Source organism: Croceibacterium soli (assembly GCF_009828065.1).
Lineage (GTDB): Bacteria > Pseudomonadota > Alphaproteobacteria > Sphingomonadales > Sphingomonadaceae > Croceibacterium_B > Croceibacterium_B soli.
In genome coordinates this window covers 44,049-62,165 of the sequence record NZ_WTYK01000005.1, presented here as the reverse complement: position 1 = coordinate 62,165, position 18,117 = coordinate 44,049, and the positions used below count along the sequence as shown (strand labels likewise).

General features: G+C 67.2%; 5 protein-coding genes. 4 read left to right on the top strand and 1 reads right to left on the bottom strand.

Features of this window, described 5'->3' with window-relative positions:
• Window positions 1-20 precede the first annotated feature (20 nt).
• From GRI75_RS09700 to GRI75_RS09685, 4 genes are all read left to right on the top strand, one after another.
• On the top strand, window positions 21-12,674 hold the full coding sequence (locus GRI75_RS09700) for an Ig-like domain-containing protein (protein ID WP_160746781.1): 12,654 nt from the start codon (window positions 21-23) through the stop codon (window positions 12,672-12,674).
• A 324-nt stretch (window positions 12,675-12,998) separates the two neighbouring features.
• Window positions 12,999-13,685 (top strand): response regulator transcription factor, encoded by a 687-nt coding sequence (locus GRI75_RS09695; protein ID WP_160746780.1) that lies wholly within the window; start codon window positions 12,999-13,001, stop codon window positions 13,683-13,685.
• Between the two features lie 11 nt (window positions 13,686-13,696).
• The gene (locus tag GRI75_RS09690; RefSeq protein ID WP_160746779.1) at window positions 13,697-15,007 is read left to right on the top strand and encodes a FecR domain-containing protein; all 1,311 of its coding nucleotides are present in this window, start codon (window positions 13,697-13,699) and stop codon (window positions 15,005-15,007) included.
• Between the two features lie 16 nt (window positions 15,008-15,023).
• Window positions 15,024-17,396 carry a CHASE2 domain-containing protein gene (locus GRI75_RS09685; protein ID WP_160746778.1) on the top strand — a complete coding sequence of 791 codons (2,373 nt, stop codon included), beginning with the start codon at window positions 15,024-15,026 and terminating at the stop codon, window positions 17,394-17,396.
• On the opposite strand, the gene GRI75_RS09680 is transcribed toward GRI75_RS09685, so the two are convergent.
• Window positions 17,305-17,775, bottom strand: a complete 471-nt coding sequence (locus GRI75_RS09680) for a DUF4136 domain-containing protein (RefSeq protein ID WP_160746777.1) — start codon at window positions 17,773-17,775, stop codon at window positions 17,305-17,307. The two genes, GRI75_RS09685 and GRI75_RS09680, sit on opposite strands and share 92 nt — an antisense overlap.
• Window positions 17,776-18,117 lie beyond the last annotated feature (342 nt).

The window sequence follows — 18,117 nt, the reverse complement described above, 5'->3', positions numbered from 1 at the left end:
CTGATTGTTGGGGAGCGGGCATGAGTACGACTGGAACCGTTGTCGAAGTCACCGGCGAAGTCTGGGCAAGGGGGGCCGACGGCTCGCTGCGCCGGCTTTCCGCCGGGGATGAACTCACCGGTACCGAGACTCTCATTCTCGCGGCAGGCGCCGCTCTCGTCGTCCGTAGCGGCTCGGGCGCCGATGCCGAGCTGGTCACGCTGGAAGGGGCCGAAAGCGGCTTCCTGATCGTCCCGCCCGATCAGACCGAGCCGTTCCTGGCCTCACCCGATCTGGTCCGCATGATCGAGGAAAACCTGCTTGCCGAAAACAGGCCCGAGGAGCAGCCCGAGCAAGACCCGGCGCCGCGGCTCGGCGACGGCCATCGCTTCGTGCAGCTCGTCAGGATCGAAGACCAGCTGGAAACCGACAGCATCGCCCCGCTGAACCTGGCGCGAAACAGGGAAGTGCTCCGGCCGATGACGATCGACTGGGCCGATCCCGTCGAAGAGGAGTTGGAGCAACGCTACAGCAGCGGCAGGAACGACGAGCAGCCGGTCAATCGCGCGCCCGTGCTCGCGCCGGACACGCGGACCATCCAGGAGGATGAAACCGCCTCCGGCAATGTCCTCGATAATGACAGCGACCCCGAGAACCGCGTCCTGACGGTCACCCAGTTCGAGATCGGCGGCCAGGTCTTTGCGGCCGGGGAGCAGGCGACGATTGCCGGCATCGGTGCAGTCCTGATCAACGCCGATGGCAGCTACAGCTTCACGCCCGTGCCGGACTGGAGCGGAACCGTGCCGACGGTCACCTACACGGTGGACGATGGCCGCGGGAGCATCGGCACCAGCACGCTCGATATCGTTGTCGAGCCGGTGAGCGACATCGTCCCCGATGCGATCACGACCCAGTCGGGCGATCCGGTGACGGTGGACGTGCTCGACAACGACACGTTCGAGAATAGCAACGCGGCGGTGACCGCGATCAGCCAGGGCGGGCACGGCACCGTCGTGATCAATCCCGACGGCACGATCACCTACACGCCCGATCCGGGCTATGTCGGGCCGGATAGCTACACCTACACCGTGACCAGCGGCGGCGGGACCGAGACCACGACGGTGACAGTGGAGGTCACCAACGAACCGCCCGCGCCATTACCCGAAACCGAGACGACGGCCGAAGACACGCCGCTCAGCGGCAATGTGCTCGAGAACGACGTCGATCCGAACGGCCACCCGCTCGCGGTCACCGCGTTCGAGATCGGCGGACAGGCTTACACGGCGGGGCAAACCGCCACCATTCCCGGTGTCGGCACCCTGGTGATCGGCCCGGACGGAGCTTACACCTTCGTGCCGGAGAAGGACTGGAACGGCACCGTCCCGACCGTTACTTACACGGTCAGCGACGGCAACGACGGCGGCACCGCCACCAGCACCCTGGATATCCTCGTCACGCCGGTGAACGACCCGCCGGTCACAACCCCCTTGCCGGGCCAGTCCGACAGCGATGCGGACCCGGTCTCTGGCGTCGACGTGAAGGCCGGCTTCAGCGATCCCGAAAGCGATGTGCTGACCTACACTGCCACTGGACTGCCGCCGGGCCTGGTCCTCGATCCCGTTACCGGCCTGATCGGCGGGACCATCGACAACTCGGCCAGCCAGTCGGGCACAGCAGGCAACCCGCCCGGCGTCTATACGGTTGTCGTGACCGCCGACGACGGCAACGGCGGCACCGTACGCCAGAGCTTTGAATGGACCGTCACCAACCCGGCTCCGGAGGCAATCGACGACAGCGGCACGACCGACGAGAACACCGCGCTGGTGGTGAGCGCGGCGGGCGGCGTGCTGGGCAATGACCGCGATCCCGATGGCGACACGCTGACCGTCAGCGCCGTGAACGGGGCCTCGGCAAGCGTCGGTTCGACAGTGGCGGGCACCGGTGGCGGCAGGTTTACGTTGAACGCCGACGGAAGCTACGCCTTCACACCGAACGGCGAGTTCGACGACCTCGCCGTCGGCGAGACGCGCACCACGAGCGTGACTTACACGATCAGCGACGGGGAGGGCGGCACGGACACCGCCACCCTCCTGGTAACGGTGACCGGCACCCACGACGGGCCTGTCGCGGTGGGCACGCTGCCGGGCCAGTCGAACGAGGATGCGGATACGGTCGTTTCGATCGATGTCACCGCCGCCTTCGCAGATGTCGATGCCAGCGACACGCTGACCTACACCGCGACCGGCCTGCCGCCGGGCCTGACGCTCGATCCCGTGACCGGCCGGATCAGCGGGACGATCGACAACTCCGCCAGCCAGTCCGGCACGGCGGGCAACCCGCCCGGGACCTATACGGTCGTGGTGACCGCGGACGACGGCCATGGCGGCACTGTGTCCCAGAGCTTCGACTGGACCGTCAGCAACCCGGTGCCGGAGGCAATCGACGACGCCGGCACGACCGATGAGAATACCGCGCTTGTGGTAAGCGCAGCCGGCGGCGTGCTGGGCAACGACAGCGATCCCGATGGCGATGCGCTGACCGTCAGCGCCGTGAACGGCATCGCCGCGGGCGTCGGTTCGTCGGTGGTGGGGAGCAGCGGCGGCGCGTTCATTCTGGGCGCCGACGGAAGCTATACCTTCGACCCGAACGGCGAGTTCGACGATCTCGCGGTCGGCGAGACGCGCACCACGAGCGTGACTTACACGATCAGCGACGGGGAAGGCGGCACGGACACCGCCACACTGGTGGTCACGGTCACCGGCACCAACGACGGTCCCGTGGCCGTGGGCATGCTGCCCGCGCAGGCGAACGAGGACGCCGAGACGGTCGTCACGATCGACGTCACCTCCGCCTTCGCGGACATCGATGCCAGCGACACGTTGACCTACACGGCAACGGAGCTGCCGCCCGGCCTCACGCTGGACCCGGTGACGGGCCTCATCGGCGGGACGATCGACAACTCGGCCAGCCAGTCCGGCACGACCGGCAATCCGCCTGGCGTCTACACGGTGGTGGTGACCGCCGACGACGGCAACGGCGGCACCGTAAGCCAGAGCTTCGACTGGACGGTCAGCAACCCCGTCCCGGTCGCGCTCGACGATGCCCGCACGACCGACGAGGACACGCCGCTCTCCGCGACTGCCGCGAACGGCCTGCTCGGCAATGACAGCGATCCGGACCGCGATGTGCTGGTCGTGAGCGAGGTGAACGGCGCCCCCGGCAACGTCGGCGCCGCGGTAGCCGGCAACGGTGGCGGCACGTTCATCCTCAACGCCGACGGCAGCTACACGTTCGATCCGAACGGCGAGTTCGACGACCTTTCCGTCGGCGAGACCCGCACCACCAGCGTGACTTACACGATCGACGATGGCGAGGGCGGCTCGGACACCGCTACATTCGAAGTGACGGTCACCGGAATCAACGATCCGCCTGTGGCGGCGGACGACGTTGACGCAACCGATGAGGCTACGCCGCTGGCGGTCGATGCGGCAGACGGAGTGCTGGGCAACGACAGCGATCCCGAAGGCGATCCGCTGACGGTCAGCGCCATCAACGGCGCGGCGGCCGGTGTGGGCTCCTTGCTCGCGGGCACTGGCGGGGGGACGTTCACCCTGAACGCCGACGGCAGCTACGCTTTCGATCCGAACGGCGAGTTCGAAGACCTGGCCGTGGGCGAGACGCGCACGACGAGCGTGACCTACACCATCAGCGACGGCGAGGGCGGCACGGACACCGCGACGCTGACGGTCACGGTGACCGGCACGAACGACGGCCCGGTCGAGGTAGGCACGCTGCCAGGGCAGGCGAACGAGGATGCCGATGCGGTCGTCACCGTCGACATCGCCTCCGCCTTCACGGACGCCGATACGAGCGACACGCTGACTTACACCGCCACCGGCCTGCCGCCGGGCCTGACGCTCGACCCGGTGACCGGCATCATCAGCGGGACGATCGACAACTCCGCCAGCCAGTCGAGCACAGGGGGCAACCCCGCCGGCGTCTACACCGTCGTGGTCACCGCCGACGACGGCCACGGCAGCACGGTAACGCAGAGCTTCGACTGGACGGTCACCAACCCGGCGCCGCAAGCCGCGGCCGACAACGGAACCGTCACGGAAGACGGGCCGGACCTCGTCGTCTCCGCCGCCAACGGCGTGATCGCCAGCGGAGCCGCTGTGGCGGGAATGGACATCGATCCGGATGGAGACGCGCTCTCGGTCACGCATGTCATGGCCGGCACCGCCGCGCATCTCGGCGACTTCCCCGGCACGCCCAATGCCGGCACGCAGATCGTCGGCACTTACGGCACGCTGACCATCGCCGCCGACGGCAGCTACACTTACGTCCTCGACAACGCCAATCCGCTCGTGAACGGCCTCGATGCAGTCAGCGCGCCGCTTTCGGACGTGTTCAGCTACGCGATCTCCGATGGCGAAGGCGGCACCTCTTTCACCACCCTGACGATCACAATCAATGGCAACGACGACGGCGCGCCGTCGATCACGCCGACCGATACCAACGGCATCGATCCCGGTCAGCTCACCGTTTACGAGGCCGGGCTCACGGCCGACGGCCCGATCGGCCACACCGCGGACGCGAGCGGCAGCATCGTCATCTCCGCGGGCAACGGGCTGGTCGGCATCGCCATCGGCGCCACGGCGCTGACCCTGGCGCAGCTTGAGGCGATCACCTCCGGTTCGCCGATCGTGATCGACACCCCCCAGGGCCGGCTGACGCTGACCGGGTATGCCTCTTCCGGCGAGATCGGCGGCGTCTCCACCGGCGGCACGCTGAGCTACACTTATACCCTCGAGGACACCGTCACCAATCCCGACCCGGCGTCGGATGGCAGCAACGAAGTTATCGAACTCTCGGTCGAAGATGCCGCCGGCCGGACCAACACTGCCGACTTTGCGATCAACATCGTCGACGATGTTCCGACAAGCGGCGCGCCCGATCCGGCGACGGTGGACGAGGCCAATCTGACGGGAGGCACCGATACGAACCCCGGCGCCCTGACTGTCACGGGTTCGCTCGACATCCGCGCCGGCGCCGATGACGGCAGCCTCGACACGGTGTTCGACGCGGCACAGGCGGGGCTCGCCGGACTGACTTCGAACGGCATCCCGCTCGACTACGAGATCAGCCTGGACGGTCACACGCTGACTGCCACAGCAGGTCCCGGCGGCGCGGTCGTCTTCACGGCGACCCTGACCAACTCGAACTCCCCGGCCGCCGCATACAGTTTCGTGCTGTCTGGCCCGCTCGATCACGGTGCATCGCCTCTCGACCTCTCGTTTGCCTTCACCGTGACCGACGCCGACGGCGATTCCGACACGAACAGCTTCCAGGTCACCGTGCTCGATGACGGGCCGATCGCCGTCGACCAGGCCGGGCTGTTCCTGGAGGAAGGCGGCGCGGTAGTCGGCTCAGCCAGCGGCGGCGCCAACCTGCTCGGCAACGACACGGCCGGCGCGGACGGCTCGGCCAAAGTGAGCTCGATCACCTATACCGACGAGAGCGGCAGCAGCGCCACTGCGGCAGTGCCCCTCGGCGGCGTGACGGTGGACACGCGCTACGGCTCCCTGACGGTGAACCCAGACGGCACGTGGAGCTACACGAGCGACGCGACCGAGGACAATGCCGCCGGAGTGGCGGAAAGCTTCAGCTATACCGTGGAAGATTACGACGGTTCGACATCGTCGGCGGTCCAGCCGCTGACGGTCACCGATACCGACCCGACGCCCGGCGTGGTGAGCCTCGGCATCGACGAGCAGGACGTTCCTGGCGCGGGCAGCGCCGGATCGCCGACCAACTCGGTGACGGAAAACATGGGCATCGTGAAAGGGCCCGACGCGATCGAGGACGTGGTGTTCGATGCATCCACGGTGAGCGGGCTCGAGGCGCAGAACCTGACGTCCGGCGGCACGCCGCTGGTGTACACGCTGAGCGGCGATGGCCACGTGCTCACGGCGACAGGCCCGGGCGGGGCGGTGGTGTTCACGCTGACGCTCGACAACCCCGCGGACCCCTCGGGTGCGAGCCAGAGCATCACCATGGCGCTCACCGGCAGGCTGGATCACCCGGCGGCCAATGGGGAGAACGCACTCTCGATTCCGGTCGGCTATACGCTTCACGACACCGACTCCAGCGTCACCGCCACGCTCGAGCTCAAGGTGGTGGACGACGTGCCGACGGCGCAAGCGGGCCCCGTCGCCAATGTGGTGGAGGGCGGCCAGACGGTGGTCGGCACCCCTCTGCTCGCAAACGACATCCAGGGCGCCGACGGCGCGCGACTCTACCAGGTGCAATACACCAACGAGGCGGGCGGGCTGACCGTCGCCACGGTCGCGGCCGGCCCCGGAGGCAGCACTTTCGACACGATCCACGGCAGCCTGACCGTCAGGCAGGACGGGACCTGGAGCTACACCAGCGATCCGGTGGTGAGCTCGGGCACGTCGGTAAGCCATCCGCAGCCGGGCAGTGACCTCTCGGTGGACGAGATCTTCAGCTACAACCTTATCGACGGGGACGGGGACGTCAGCGGCTGGGCGAACCAGACGGTGACGGTGAATGACACGATTCCCTCGATCGGCAGTCCCGAAGCGGAGGTGGTCAGCGAAGCGAACCTGCCCAGCGGCAGCGATTCGGACGTGCCGGCACTGACCCGGACCGGCTCGCTGGACGTGACCAAGGCGGCCGACGGCGTCGACGTGACCTTCGCAGCGGTTCAGGCAGCGCTGGAGAACCTCGCCCTGACTTCCGGCGGCGTGGCTCTGGTCTATACCATCGGCGCTGGCGGCCACACGCTGACGGCGACCGCCAATGGATCTGCGGTCTTCACCGCGACCATCGTCAATCCGACCTCGGCCAGCGCCAGCTACAGCTTCGTCCTGTCCCGTCCGCTGGATCATACCGGCGGCAGCGCCATCGAGCTACCCATCGCTTTCGGTGTTACCGACGGGGACGGCGATACCGATGACGGAAACTTCGCAATCACCGTCACCGATGACGAGCCGCAGACCGAGCGCGAGTTCACACTGGACGAGGACAGCGCCGGGATTACCTTCAACACGAGTGCTGACGCGACCGGCTCGAACGTCTCGACTTCCGATCCGGCGAACGGCACGGCGACGGTCAATGCCAACGGGACGATAACCTACGTTCCCGATGCCAATTTCAGCGGCACCGACACGTTCACCTATACAACCGTCGCCGACGACGGCAGCAACGTGGTGACGACGGTGACGATCACGGTGAGCCCGATCTCCGATGCGCCGCAGGTGCCGGTGGATGCGGGCGCGGTCCTGACCGATGAGGACGAGGCCGTCGGCCTCGGCCTCAATGCGCCGGTGGTTACCGATGCGGTCGATCAGAACGGCGCGGGAGCGGGCGACAATCCCGAACTGCTCGGCGCCATAACGCTCACCGGCATTCCGAACGATGCGCAGATTCTCGATGGTTCGGGGAACCTGCTGTTCACGTCGACCGGCGCGCCGATCACGATTCAGCTGTCGGACGGGCCCCACATCCAGGGCATCACATCGGATCTCACGATGACGGCCGCGACTTACGAAGGCCTGAGGGTTCTCCCCCCGGCCGAAAGCCACGCCAACTTCATGATAGCCGTCAGCGTGACCAGTTACGAAGTCGACGATGCCGGCAATCCGCTTGCGGGCGTGCCCGGCGCCACTTCGTCGGCGAACGTGACGGTGAACGTGCAGGCGGTGACCGACCCGATCACGCTGGCGCTGGTCGACGGGGGCGATCCCGATACTTCGGCGACCGATCACACGTTCGCCGAAGACAGCACCTTCGACCTGGCCGATCTGCTCTCCGTCGGCTTCCCGAGCACCGACGGCAATGGCGGCGCCGATGTCGACGGTTCCGAGGTTCGCTGGTTCGAGATCGCGGGGCTGCCGCTCGGCACGACCGTCAACGGCGTAATGGTGACCGCCGGAAACCCGATCGCGACAGTGGCTGCGCCGGGTCTGAGTACTTCGTCCACCGGCCTGCCTGCCATGACCATCAGGCCGCCGGCCAACTTCAGCGGCGACGTGTCGATCACCGTGACGCTGAACGCGCGGGACGGGGATGCCGACGGTGTCGGCTCCGGCGCGACGACAGGCGGGCTGGTCCAGGAGTCCGTCGTGCTCGACCTGCATGTCACGCCGGTCGGCGGAGACGTCGCCGCGTCCGGCGTCACGGTCGCGGAGGACGCGGCGGCTGCGTTCCTGTCCGGCATCAGGGTCACCGATGAAGGCGGGAACGGCACCGAGTTGATCACCCAAGTGCAGTTTGGGGTACCCGCAGGCTGGACCGTATCGGATACCGGCGCGGGCACGGGTTACACCGCGAGCCTGGTCGATACGACCTACACCATAGTGTTCGATGGCAGCCTGACCGAGGCACAGCGGGAGGCGGTGCTGGACGGCTTCAGGATCGAGGGGCCGGCTCACAGCAGCGCAGACGTGACCATCGACGTCGCGGTCACCACCGCCGATACCGTCAGCATCGATGGCGGAAACGTCACGGACACCACTACGAGAACTCTGCCGGTCACGGTCACCGTGACTCCGGTGGCCGAGCTGGTCGGGGGCGATTCCGATGGAGACGGCAACGCTGACGCGGCCATGACAGCCGGCCATGTCTATGCGACCGCCGGGGAGGAGGACGCCTGGTTCACGCTCGGCACCGAGGGGGGCTTCAACCTTGGCACGGGCTGGAGCAACCAGGACATCAACGAGCAGGTATTCGCCCGCCTCACGCCGGAACTGATCTCCGGAGACGGCGGGGCGGATAACGCCATCGGGGCGCAGTTCCGCTATTCCACGAACGGCGACACCAGCGAAGGGGGCGGGGCGTGGGTCACCGTCACTTACGCAGGCACTCCGGTCGACATCCCGGTCGCCTATCTGAACACGCTGCAGTTCAAGGCGCCGGAAGATCTTTCCGGCACTTTCGAGATCGACGTCCAGACACTGACCCGCGATACCGATCTCGACACCGGGGCGACGGTGCAGGCCGTCTCGGGCTCTGCGGTGCTGTCCAACCTGGTTATCGAGCCGGCGGCCGACGAAGTCACCGTGGCGCTCAACGCCCGGGCCAACGGGATCGAGGACACGGCCATCTCGCTGGATATCCGCCCGACCAGCTCGGACCCGTCCGAGACATTCACGGTGACGATCGCCGATATCCCCGCGGGCGCCCAGCTCTTCTACGATGGCGTGCTGCAGACGCTGACCGCGGGCAGCGTGACGATCGAGGAGTTCGATTCCACCAAGCCGCTGACGCTGCAGCCGCCGCTCAACAGCAATGCCGATTTCACGCTCAGCGTCTCGGCGTTCTCGGTCGACGGAGCCGACATCTCCGGTACGCAGACCTTGGGCGTGAACGTCTCCCTCAAGGGCGTCGCCGACGTGGCGACCGTAACCGTGCTGGGCGCGAGCTATAGCGAAGCCGCGCTCGACAGCGGATCGGACCAGGTCCTGCTGAGCGAGCTGATAAGCACGACCCTGCACGACGACGACACGTCCGAAGTGCTGACGTTGCGCGTCACCGGGCTTCCCCAGGGCTCCTCTCTCAGTGAGGGCACGATGCTGGTCGGCGGTACCGGCGCGGAACGGGTCTGGGTGCTCACCCAGCAGCAGTTCGCCACCGTCAGGGTCTCGACCCCGGCCAACTACAGCGGCACGCAGACTTTCAGCGTGACGCCCGTGACTACGGAGAACGACGGCGATTCCCGCACGGGGGCACCGCAGACCGTGTCGATCGTCGTGACGCCTTCGACCGAAGCCGCCGTCACCACCAGCGCCACGCTGGACGAAGACACGTTGACCCCGCTCGGCCTCGCCATCGTGCACCAGAACGGCGACACCGACGAGACTCTGACGACCGTGTGGATCGCGGAGAGCGATGCGGTCAGCGCTGGCTTCTCACTGTACCTCGGTTCGACGCTCCTCGGGGGCGCCGGCCTGCCGACGGCCAATATCGACGGCCAGAACTACTACGTCCTGACCGGCAGCCAGATCGCACAGCTCTCGGCCAAGGGCGCCGCCAATCTTGACGGCTCGCTTGGCTCGTTCGACTTCAAGTACGAGATCACCGATCAGAGCTTCGGCGGAACCCCGGCGGGCGCGACCACCACGACGGTGCATGACGGCGTGTTCCAGCTCACCGCCGACCCGGTCACCGATCCGATCGACGTTTCGATCCCGGCCATTGCCGGCACGGGCGGGATCACCACGACAACCGATGAGCATGCCGGCGACGATGCGGCGCCGGATACGGCGTCCCTGACCGCCGGGGACCTCGTCACCGTGACGCTCAACATCGCGCCGGTGCCGGATGCGGGAAGTGCCGGGGGAACGGCCGACGACGACGGCAGCGAGAAGGTCATCCGCGTCGTCATCGAAGGCGTGCCGGACGGCGTCTCCGTGCAGGGCGCCGAGTACAGCGGGGCTGGGACGTGGCTGCTGATCTACAACGACGTGACGGCCCTGCCCATCGATGATGCAGGCGGCATAAGCCTTCCGATCGTGTTCGATGTCAGCGGGTTTGCCGGCGGCCTGGATGACGTTCCGATCACCATCCAGGTGCAGAGCCAGGACGGAGACCAGGACGCGGGAACCGCAATCCTTTCCGACAGCGTGACATGGCGTCTGTCGACCAACTTCGCCCCGGGCGAGGGCGCCCTGCCGGGGCTGATCGATCAATGGGCTTATAACGGGGCGCATGCCGCCGAGGACACCGTGTTCGCGCTGTCTGACGTGATCGATGCGCAAGTCACGGTCCGGGATGCCACCGTCTCGAACGTCTTCACGGTCAGTCTTACCGATCTGCCAGCCGGCACGATCATCGATGGCATGACCATGACCGTGGTGAACGGCGTGGAGGTCTGGACCGCTTCCGTTACCGTCCCGGCCGGCGGCGACGCGAACGCGGCGCTCGGCAACTTGCTCGATTCCATCGGGATCACGGCGCCCGAGCACAGCAACGAGAACAATGCCGCGGGATCGTTCCACTTCGACGCCCGCCTGACCGTCTCCGTGCCCAACGGCGGCAATGCGCGGGCGGATCTCAACGATATGACCGTGCCGGTCGATCCGGTGACGGACGCGGGCGTGATCACGATCGTGGCGGATGCCATCGACGAAGGCATGGCTACTATCCCGGTCACCATCACCGTCACGAACGACGCCGACGGCGCGTTCGGCGGGATCGTCGGCGGAACGCTCTATGTGAAGGTGGACGCGGCGGGCAGCACCAACGGGCTGGAGAACGGCACGCTTACGTACAATGGCGCGGAGATGGCCACGGAGGTGATCGGCGGCGAGCTCTACTACGTCGTCACCGGCGTGACCGCGGGCACGCCCGTCGAGCTGGTCTATACGCCGGACAACAGCACGGCCGGGGAGGTCTCGTTCAGCGCGCTGGTGAGGACCCAGGAGAACGGTTCCGCCGTCATCCAGACGGGGACCGGGTCGGGCACCGCCCAGGTCATCATGATCAACAACGGCGTGACTGTCGGCAGTGCGCCATCGTCGGGCACCGAGTCCAGCCAGGTTTCGATCACCGGTCTCGTCGTAGCGCTGGTCGACAACGACGGGTCCGAGACGATCAAGTCGATCCTGCTGTCGAACGTGCCGAACGGCTTCCTCGTCTATGTCGGCGATACGGTCGGCACGGCGACGCTGGCCAGCAACGCCGGCGGTGACAACACCTGGGTCATCTCCAACCCGGACGGGTCTCTCCCGGACTATGTGGCCATCCTGCCGCCCGAGCACTGGAGCGGCACCCTCGACAGCCTGACGGTCACCGTCGAGAGCGGCGAGACGGCCTTCAGCGACGGGATCATCCAGAACTTCGATCTCGGCGATGTCACCATCACCGCGGTCGCCGACGGCGTCGATCTGACGGCGACCAACACGTTCGGCCCCGAAAACCAGATCATCCCGCTGAACCTCAACGCCTCGATGGCTGACCCGACCGATGCATCGGTGCCCGGCGCCGCCGACGCCAGTCAGGAGACCACGACCCTGCGGCTGACGGGGCTCGGCGAGTTCGCCTCGTTCTACATCGGCGCGGCGCAGAAGGTTACCGGGCTGAGCTACGACGCAGTGACCGACACGTATACGCTGACAGGGCTGACCCAGTCCGATCTCGACCAGTTGGGCTTCCTCCAGGCGCGCAATGCCCTGACGGACCAGGACGCCACTTCGTCCGGCATCCAGATCGCGGTCGAAGCATTCACCAGCGACGACGCGAGCATATCGGCTTCGGACAGTGCCTTCCTGACGGTTAACTCCTTCGCGCAATTGGCCACCAGCGGGAATGACTCGCTGCTGTGGACGGGCAGCGCGATCGACGCGGGCGCCGGGACCGACACCCTCCGGCTGCGGCACGGCGAAGACCTGTCCGGCAGCGAGCTGGACAGCCGGCTGTCCAACGTCGAAGTGCTCGATCTCCATGGCAACAGCGTCGACAGCCTCTCCGCTACCGACGTGCTGGGAATCGCCGGGAGCACTTCGGTGCTGAGCATCTTGGGCGACGGCGCGGACTCCCTGACGCTGGCCGACGGATGGGCGGCGGCGGGGACCCAGCAGATCGGCGGGATCGAATACGCCATCTATACGGCCACGGTCGGCATGACCGATGTAGAACTGCACGTCCAAAGCGGAATAACCGTGGATTAACCGCAACTTGTTGTGATGACGTCCGGTCATCCAGCGACCGTTCGTCGCAACAAGGCGACAGTATCCTTGACTGTGCACCGGGATTCGTCCGAGAAAACCATCGTGCAGGCCATGGGCCGCCATGCTTCTGGTCGCCGCAAACCACGTCCGAGACGTCATCGAATTGTAAAGAAATGTGAAATCGGACCGACAATTCTTGGAAATCTACCCAACCTGTTGTCCTGAGCATGCCCGGACTTCCCGGGAGCATGACTGATGACGCCCTTGCGCTCAGCGAACCCGGAGGTCCGTCCGGTTCAGTCTCAAAGGGGCAGACGGAATGATATGCGCATAGCCATCCTAGAGGATGAGCCCAGTCTTGCGACTCAACTGACCGAGATCGTCGCATCGGCCGGCCACACTTGCTTCCCGTTCCAGAGCGGCCACAAGCTCATGAAGTTCCTCCGCTATGAGACAGTGGACATGATCCTGCTGGACTGGAACGTGCCCGACGTCTCCGGGCTCGAGGTGATCAGGTGGGTCACAGAGCAACTGAAGGTCCCGCCGCGCATCCTGATGATCACCGTCAGGTCCCTCGAAGAAGACGTGGTGGCGGCGTTTCGCGCCGGCGCCGACGATTACATCACGAAGCCGTTACAGCCGGCCGCGCTCCTCGCCCGCATGGACGCGATCTTCCGGCGAACTTCGGAGCCGCCGAAAGGGCGGGTCGAGCAATTCGGCGACTACCGCTTCGATACCCACCTGAACGAGGTGCGCATCAAGGAGGAGACCGCCCCGCTGACCAGCAAGGAGTTCGCCCTCGCGCTGCTGCTGTTCCGCAACCTCAACAGAAGCCTCTCGCGCTCGTACCTTCTGGAATCGGTCTGGGGCCAGAGCGCGAACGTCCAGACGCGGACGCTCGACACGCATATCTCGAAAGTGCGGGCCAAGCTGAACCTTCGCGCGGGCAACGGCTTCCGTGTGGTTCCGCTCTACGGCTACGGATACCGCCTCGAGCAATCCGAGCGGTGACGGTGTCGGCGTTGCGCGGCGTCCTCCTGGCCCTCCTGCTGTTGCTGCTGCCGGCGGCGCCCGCGGCAGCCCAGGAGCCGAGTGCGCCCGACGTCGTGTACCAGGTTCGCAAGGGCGACAGCCTCTACAGCCTGGCCGAGCGCCATTTCCGCCGGCCGGGCGACTGGCGCATCGCGCAGCGCCTGAACCGGGTCCGCGATCCCTATCGGATGCCGGTGGGACGCACCCTCCGGATCCCGCGAAGCCTCCTCAAGAGCGAGCCGGTTGCCGCGCGGATCATCTCGTTCCGCGGCGATGCGCGGCTGCGCCGGCGGGGGCAGGATGAGGCGATCGCCCCCGGTGCGGCCGTCCTGCAGGGGGACGAGATCGTCACCGGGGCCAATTCCTTCGTCTCGGTGGGAATGCCGGACGATTCCGCCGTCGCCTTGCCCTCGCAAAGCCATGTCACCGTCCGCCGGCTGCGGCGGATCACCCTGACCGGCGCGGTGGAACGGTGGTTCGCGGTGGAAAGCGGACGGGCACGCGCGGTCGTGAGCCCCCTGGGGAAGGAGGACGCGTTCCACGTATCGACCCCGATCGCCGTCTCAGCCGTGCGCGGCACCGAATTCCGCGTGAAGTACGATGCCGCCGCCGGCCGGGCGAGCACCGAGACCTTGGCAGGCGAGGTGGTCATGACGCGGGGGGACGAGACGGCCCGGCTCGAGGCTGGCTTCGGCGCGACGGCATCGGGGGCGGAGCTGACCGATCCGGTGGCGCTCCTCCCCGCTCCGCGCCTGGCCGACCCCGGCCAAGTGCAGGACGAGAGCGATCTCGTGTTCGTGATCGAGCCGCTTGCCGGCGCCGCGGAGTACCGGGCCCAAGTGGCGCAGGACGCGGGATTCCTGGACGTGGCGGCCGAGGCGATCGCGCAGGAGCCCGGCGTGCGCCTCGTCGCGGTTCCGGACGGGACATGGTTCGTCAGGATTTCCGCGATCGACGAGAACGGGCTCGAAGGCCGGTACGAGACCTACAGCTTCCAGCGCCGGCTGAACCGGATCGAGGCGACGGTCGATGCTACGCAAGCGGGCCGGTACCGCCAGTACCTGTTCCGCTGGGAAGTCCAGGGGGAGGGGGAGCGGCAGTACCGGTTCCAGCTCGCCCGGGACGATGCTTTCGAGGACTTGCTGGTGGACGAGCCGGGCCTGTCGGCCAAACGCTTCATTCTCACCGATCTGCCTGTCGGAACGTTTTACTGGAGAGTCGAGACGTTGCAGTTCGTCGATGGCCAAGTGCATGGGAAATGGTCGCCGGCTGAGCGGCTCACGATCAGCTCCGCCGAATGACCCGCCCGCCTGAGCCATGATCCAGGCGATCAGGTCGGGGCGGCTCGCCGCGGAGTGGTGGATCGTCGCCCTCGTCACCACGGCGCTGGCGATCGGGCTGGTCTACGATCGGACCACGCAGCGCCTCGACCGGCTGGTCTACGACCTCGTCCTCCGGCTCGAGGAGCGGACTCCGGACCCGCGCATCCTGATCGTCGCGATCGACGACCGGAGCGTCGCCGAAGTCGGCTCCTGGCCGTGGCCGCGCGAAGTGCAGGCGCGGTTGATCGAGCGGCTAGCGGAAGGCAGCCCGAAAGCCGTCGGCTACGACGTCCTGCTGACGGAGCCGCGCCGCGGCGACGCGGCGCTGGGCCGGGCGGTGGCGGGGCCCGTGTCGGTGTTCGTTCCGCTGCTGATGGTGGCGCCGGGCGCGAACGGGGCGCCGTTCGATACGATCCTGCCGGTTGCGGCGGTCGCTGAGAACGCGCGCGGGATCGGCCACGTGAACCTGATCGTCGACGGCGACGGAAAAGTGCGGCGGGTGCGGCTTTGGGAAGGCGGCGATCGAGCATGGCCGCACCTTGTCGAGTTGCTCAGGCGCGCCGCCGTGGGCGGCCAGGACATGCAGCCACGGACCGATCCCCTGCTGATTCCGTTTTCGGGCGCGGCAGGGGCTTTCCCGACCATCGGAGCCTCCTCGGTGCTGCGCGGCCAGGTGCCGGCGGAGGTCCTTCGGGACCGGCTGGTGCTGGTCGGGGCCACGGCCGGCGGGCTGGGAGACCGCTACGCCACGGCGGGAGGGAACCGGCACGGTGTCATGCCGGGTGTGGAGATCCAGGCCCAAATGCTGGACGGGCTGCTCTCCGGCAGCATGATCAAGGAAGGCGGCCTCGCCGCGCGCGTGCTGTTCGCCCTCCTGCCCGTCTGGATCCTGCTGCTGGCGCTGCGCAAGCTGCAGCCGGGTGCGACGCTGGTTCTTCTCGCGGCGCTCCTGGCCGGAACCCTGGGCCTGGCGGCGGCACTGCTGCTGGAGTTCCGCCTGTGGCTTACGCCGGTTCCCGCCCTGGCCGGCCTGGCCCTGGTCTACCCGCTGTGGGGCTGGCGGCGCCTGGCCGGGGCGAATAGCTATTTGATCGAGGAACTGGAGCGCTTCCACGCAGAACCGGACGCGCTTTCGGCCAGCTCTTCGCAGGTCTACGCTGCGGACCCGGTTTCGCGGCAGATCCTGCTGCTCAATCAGGCCATCGCGCAGGCACGCGACCTCCGCCGCTTCACCGCCGACAGCCTGCGCCAGATCCCCGACAGCGTGTTCGTGGCGGACCGGGACGGGCGGATCCTCTTCGCCAATGCCGAAGCCGAGAGCCTGCTGCCGGACCTGCGGCAATCGCCGGAATTCGACATGCAGGCGCTGTTCGCCCGCTTCGAGCCGCTTGAGCAGATCGCGGGCGGCGATGGCCAGGAGCCTGCCCGCGCGCCGTCGTGGCCGCCGGACGAGGCGAGCGCGGGCGGTCAGTACCTCTGCGCGGACGGCCGCTGCTTCGATGTGCGGGCGGCGCCGAGGCGCTCGGCCGACGGGGCGCACCTGGGCTGGATCGTGCGCCTGACCGACATCACCGAAGTCTGGACCGCACAGCGCCAGCGGGAGGACATGCTCCAGTTCCTCTCCCACGACATGCGCTCCCCCCAGGCGTCGATCCTGGCGGTGCTGGCCGAAGGGAGCGGGCGCGGCATCGCCCCCGAACTGGCTGCCCGGATCGAAGGCTATGCCGAGCGGACGATGGAGCTTGCGGACGGCTTCGTTCAGCTCGCCCGGGCCGAAACGCTGGAGTACGAACCCGAACCGATCGGGCTTTCCGACGTGCTGCTCGATGCCGTGGACCATGTGTGGCCGCGCATTACGGCGAAGAGGATCGCGCTCGACACCGAAGGCGAGGATGCGCCGCTCCTTGTCCATGGCGAGCGCTCGCTCGTGACCCGCGCAGTCATCAATCTTCTCGAGAATGCCGTGCGCCACAGCCCCGAAGCAGGGCGGATTGCCTGCCGCCTCGATCGGATCGAGGAGCAGGGGAAGGCATTCGCCGTCTGCACGATTGCCGACGAAGGGCCCGGCATCGAGGAGAGCCGCATCGCGACCCTGTTCGACCGGTTCCAGCAGGGGCCTGCGGCAGACCGCAGCTCTGGGAGCGCCGGCCTGGGGCTCAGCCTCGTGCGCGCAGTCGTGGCCCGCCACTGCGGCTGGGTGCGCTGTGAAAGCCGGCCTGGCGAAGGGGCGACCTTTACCATCGGGTTGCCGCTGGCGGCGGAGGACCCGGCGGACCCTAGCTGCCCTGAGCCGGGCCGAACGCAGCCGCCAGGAGCGGGCGAAGTCCATCCGCCCCCTTGCTCCCACGCACCGTTTGCTCGGCCGTGACGCGGTAGACCTCGCGTCCGCTGCGCCTGTCGGTGACGCTGACGATAACGCCCTGCAGGAGCGTCCTGCGGCCGCGGGCAGGGCTGCGGTGCCATTGCTCTTCGCTCACGTCCGGGAGGAACAGCCCCACGGCGGCGGGCCGCGCATAAGAACCGACCTGGACCAGGAAATCGGCGTCCGGCGCCGCCCGCAGGCCGCCATGCTGGAGATGCTGCGCCACCAGCCCCCGCAGTTCCGCGGGCGATCCCGTCTCGGCGATTTCATATGCCCCGGCCGTGGGCAAGATCCCAGTCGAAGCCACCCGCGGCTCCGGCGAGCCGGCGCAAGCGGCGAGCGCCAGCGCCGCCGGCAACGATGCCCAATTCAGCTTACCGGTCATGATCCCCTCCTACCACGCTGCGGCGGCTGGTCACGTGGGGACATTCCGGATGCACGTCAGCAACCGCCATCGGTCATCCAACACCCCTCGGCAGCCCATTTCGGCGTGCGGGATGCTCTACGAGACAATCTCGCCGAAGTGAAGGCCGCCGCGGTGAAGTACCAAAGTGCGCCAATGGTGGCTGCCATTGTATCATCTGCCGTTAATCCCGTCTGTTAAGCAAGCTATCAAGTGATGTCGCTTTAGGCATCATGATTAACGACAGTAACGAGCAAGCGTTCAGCTTGCCGCGAAATGTAAACAATTGTGAAATTTACGTTTCAGAAACTATCTTGCGGCGAA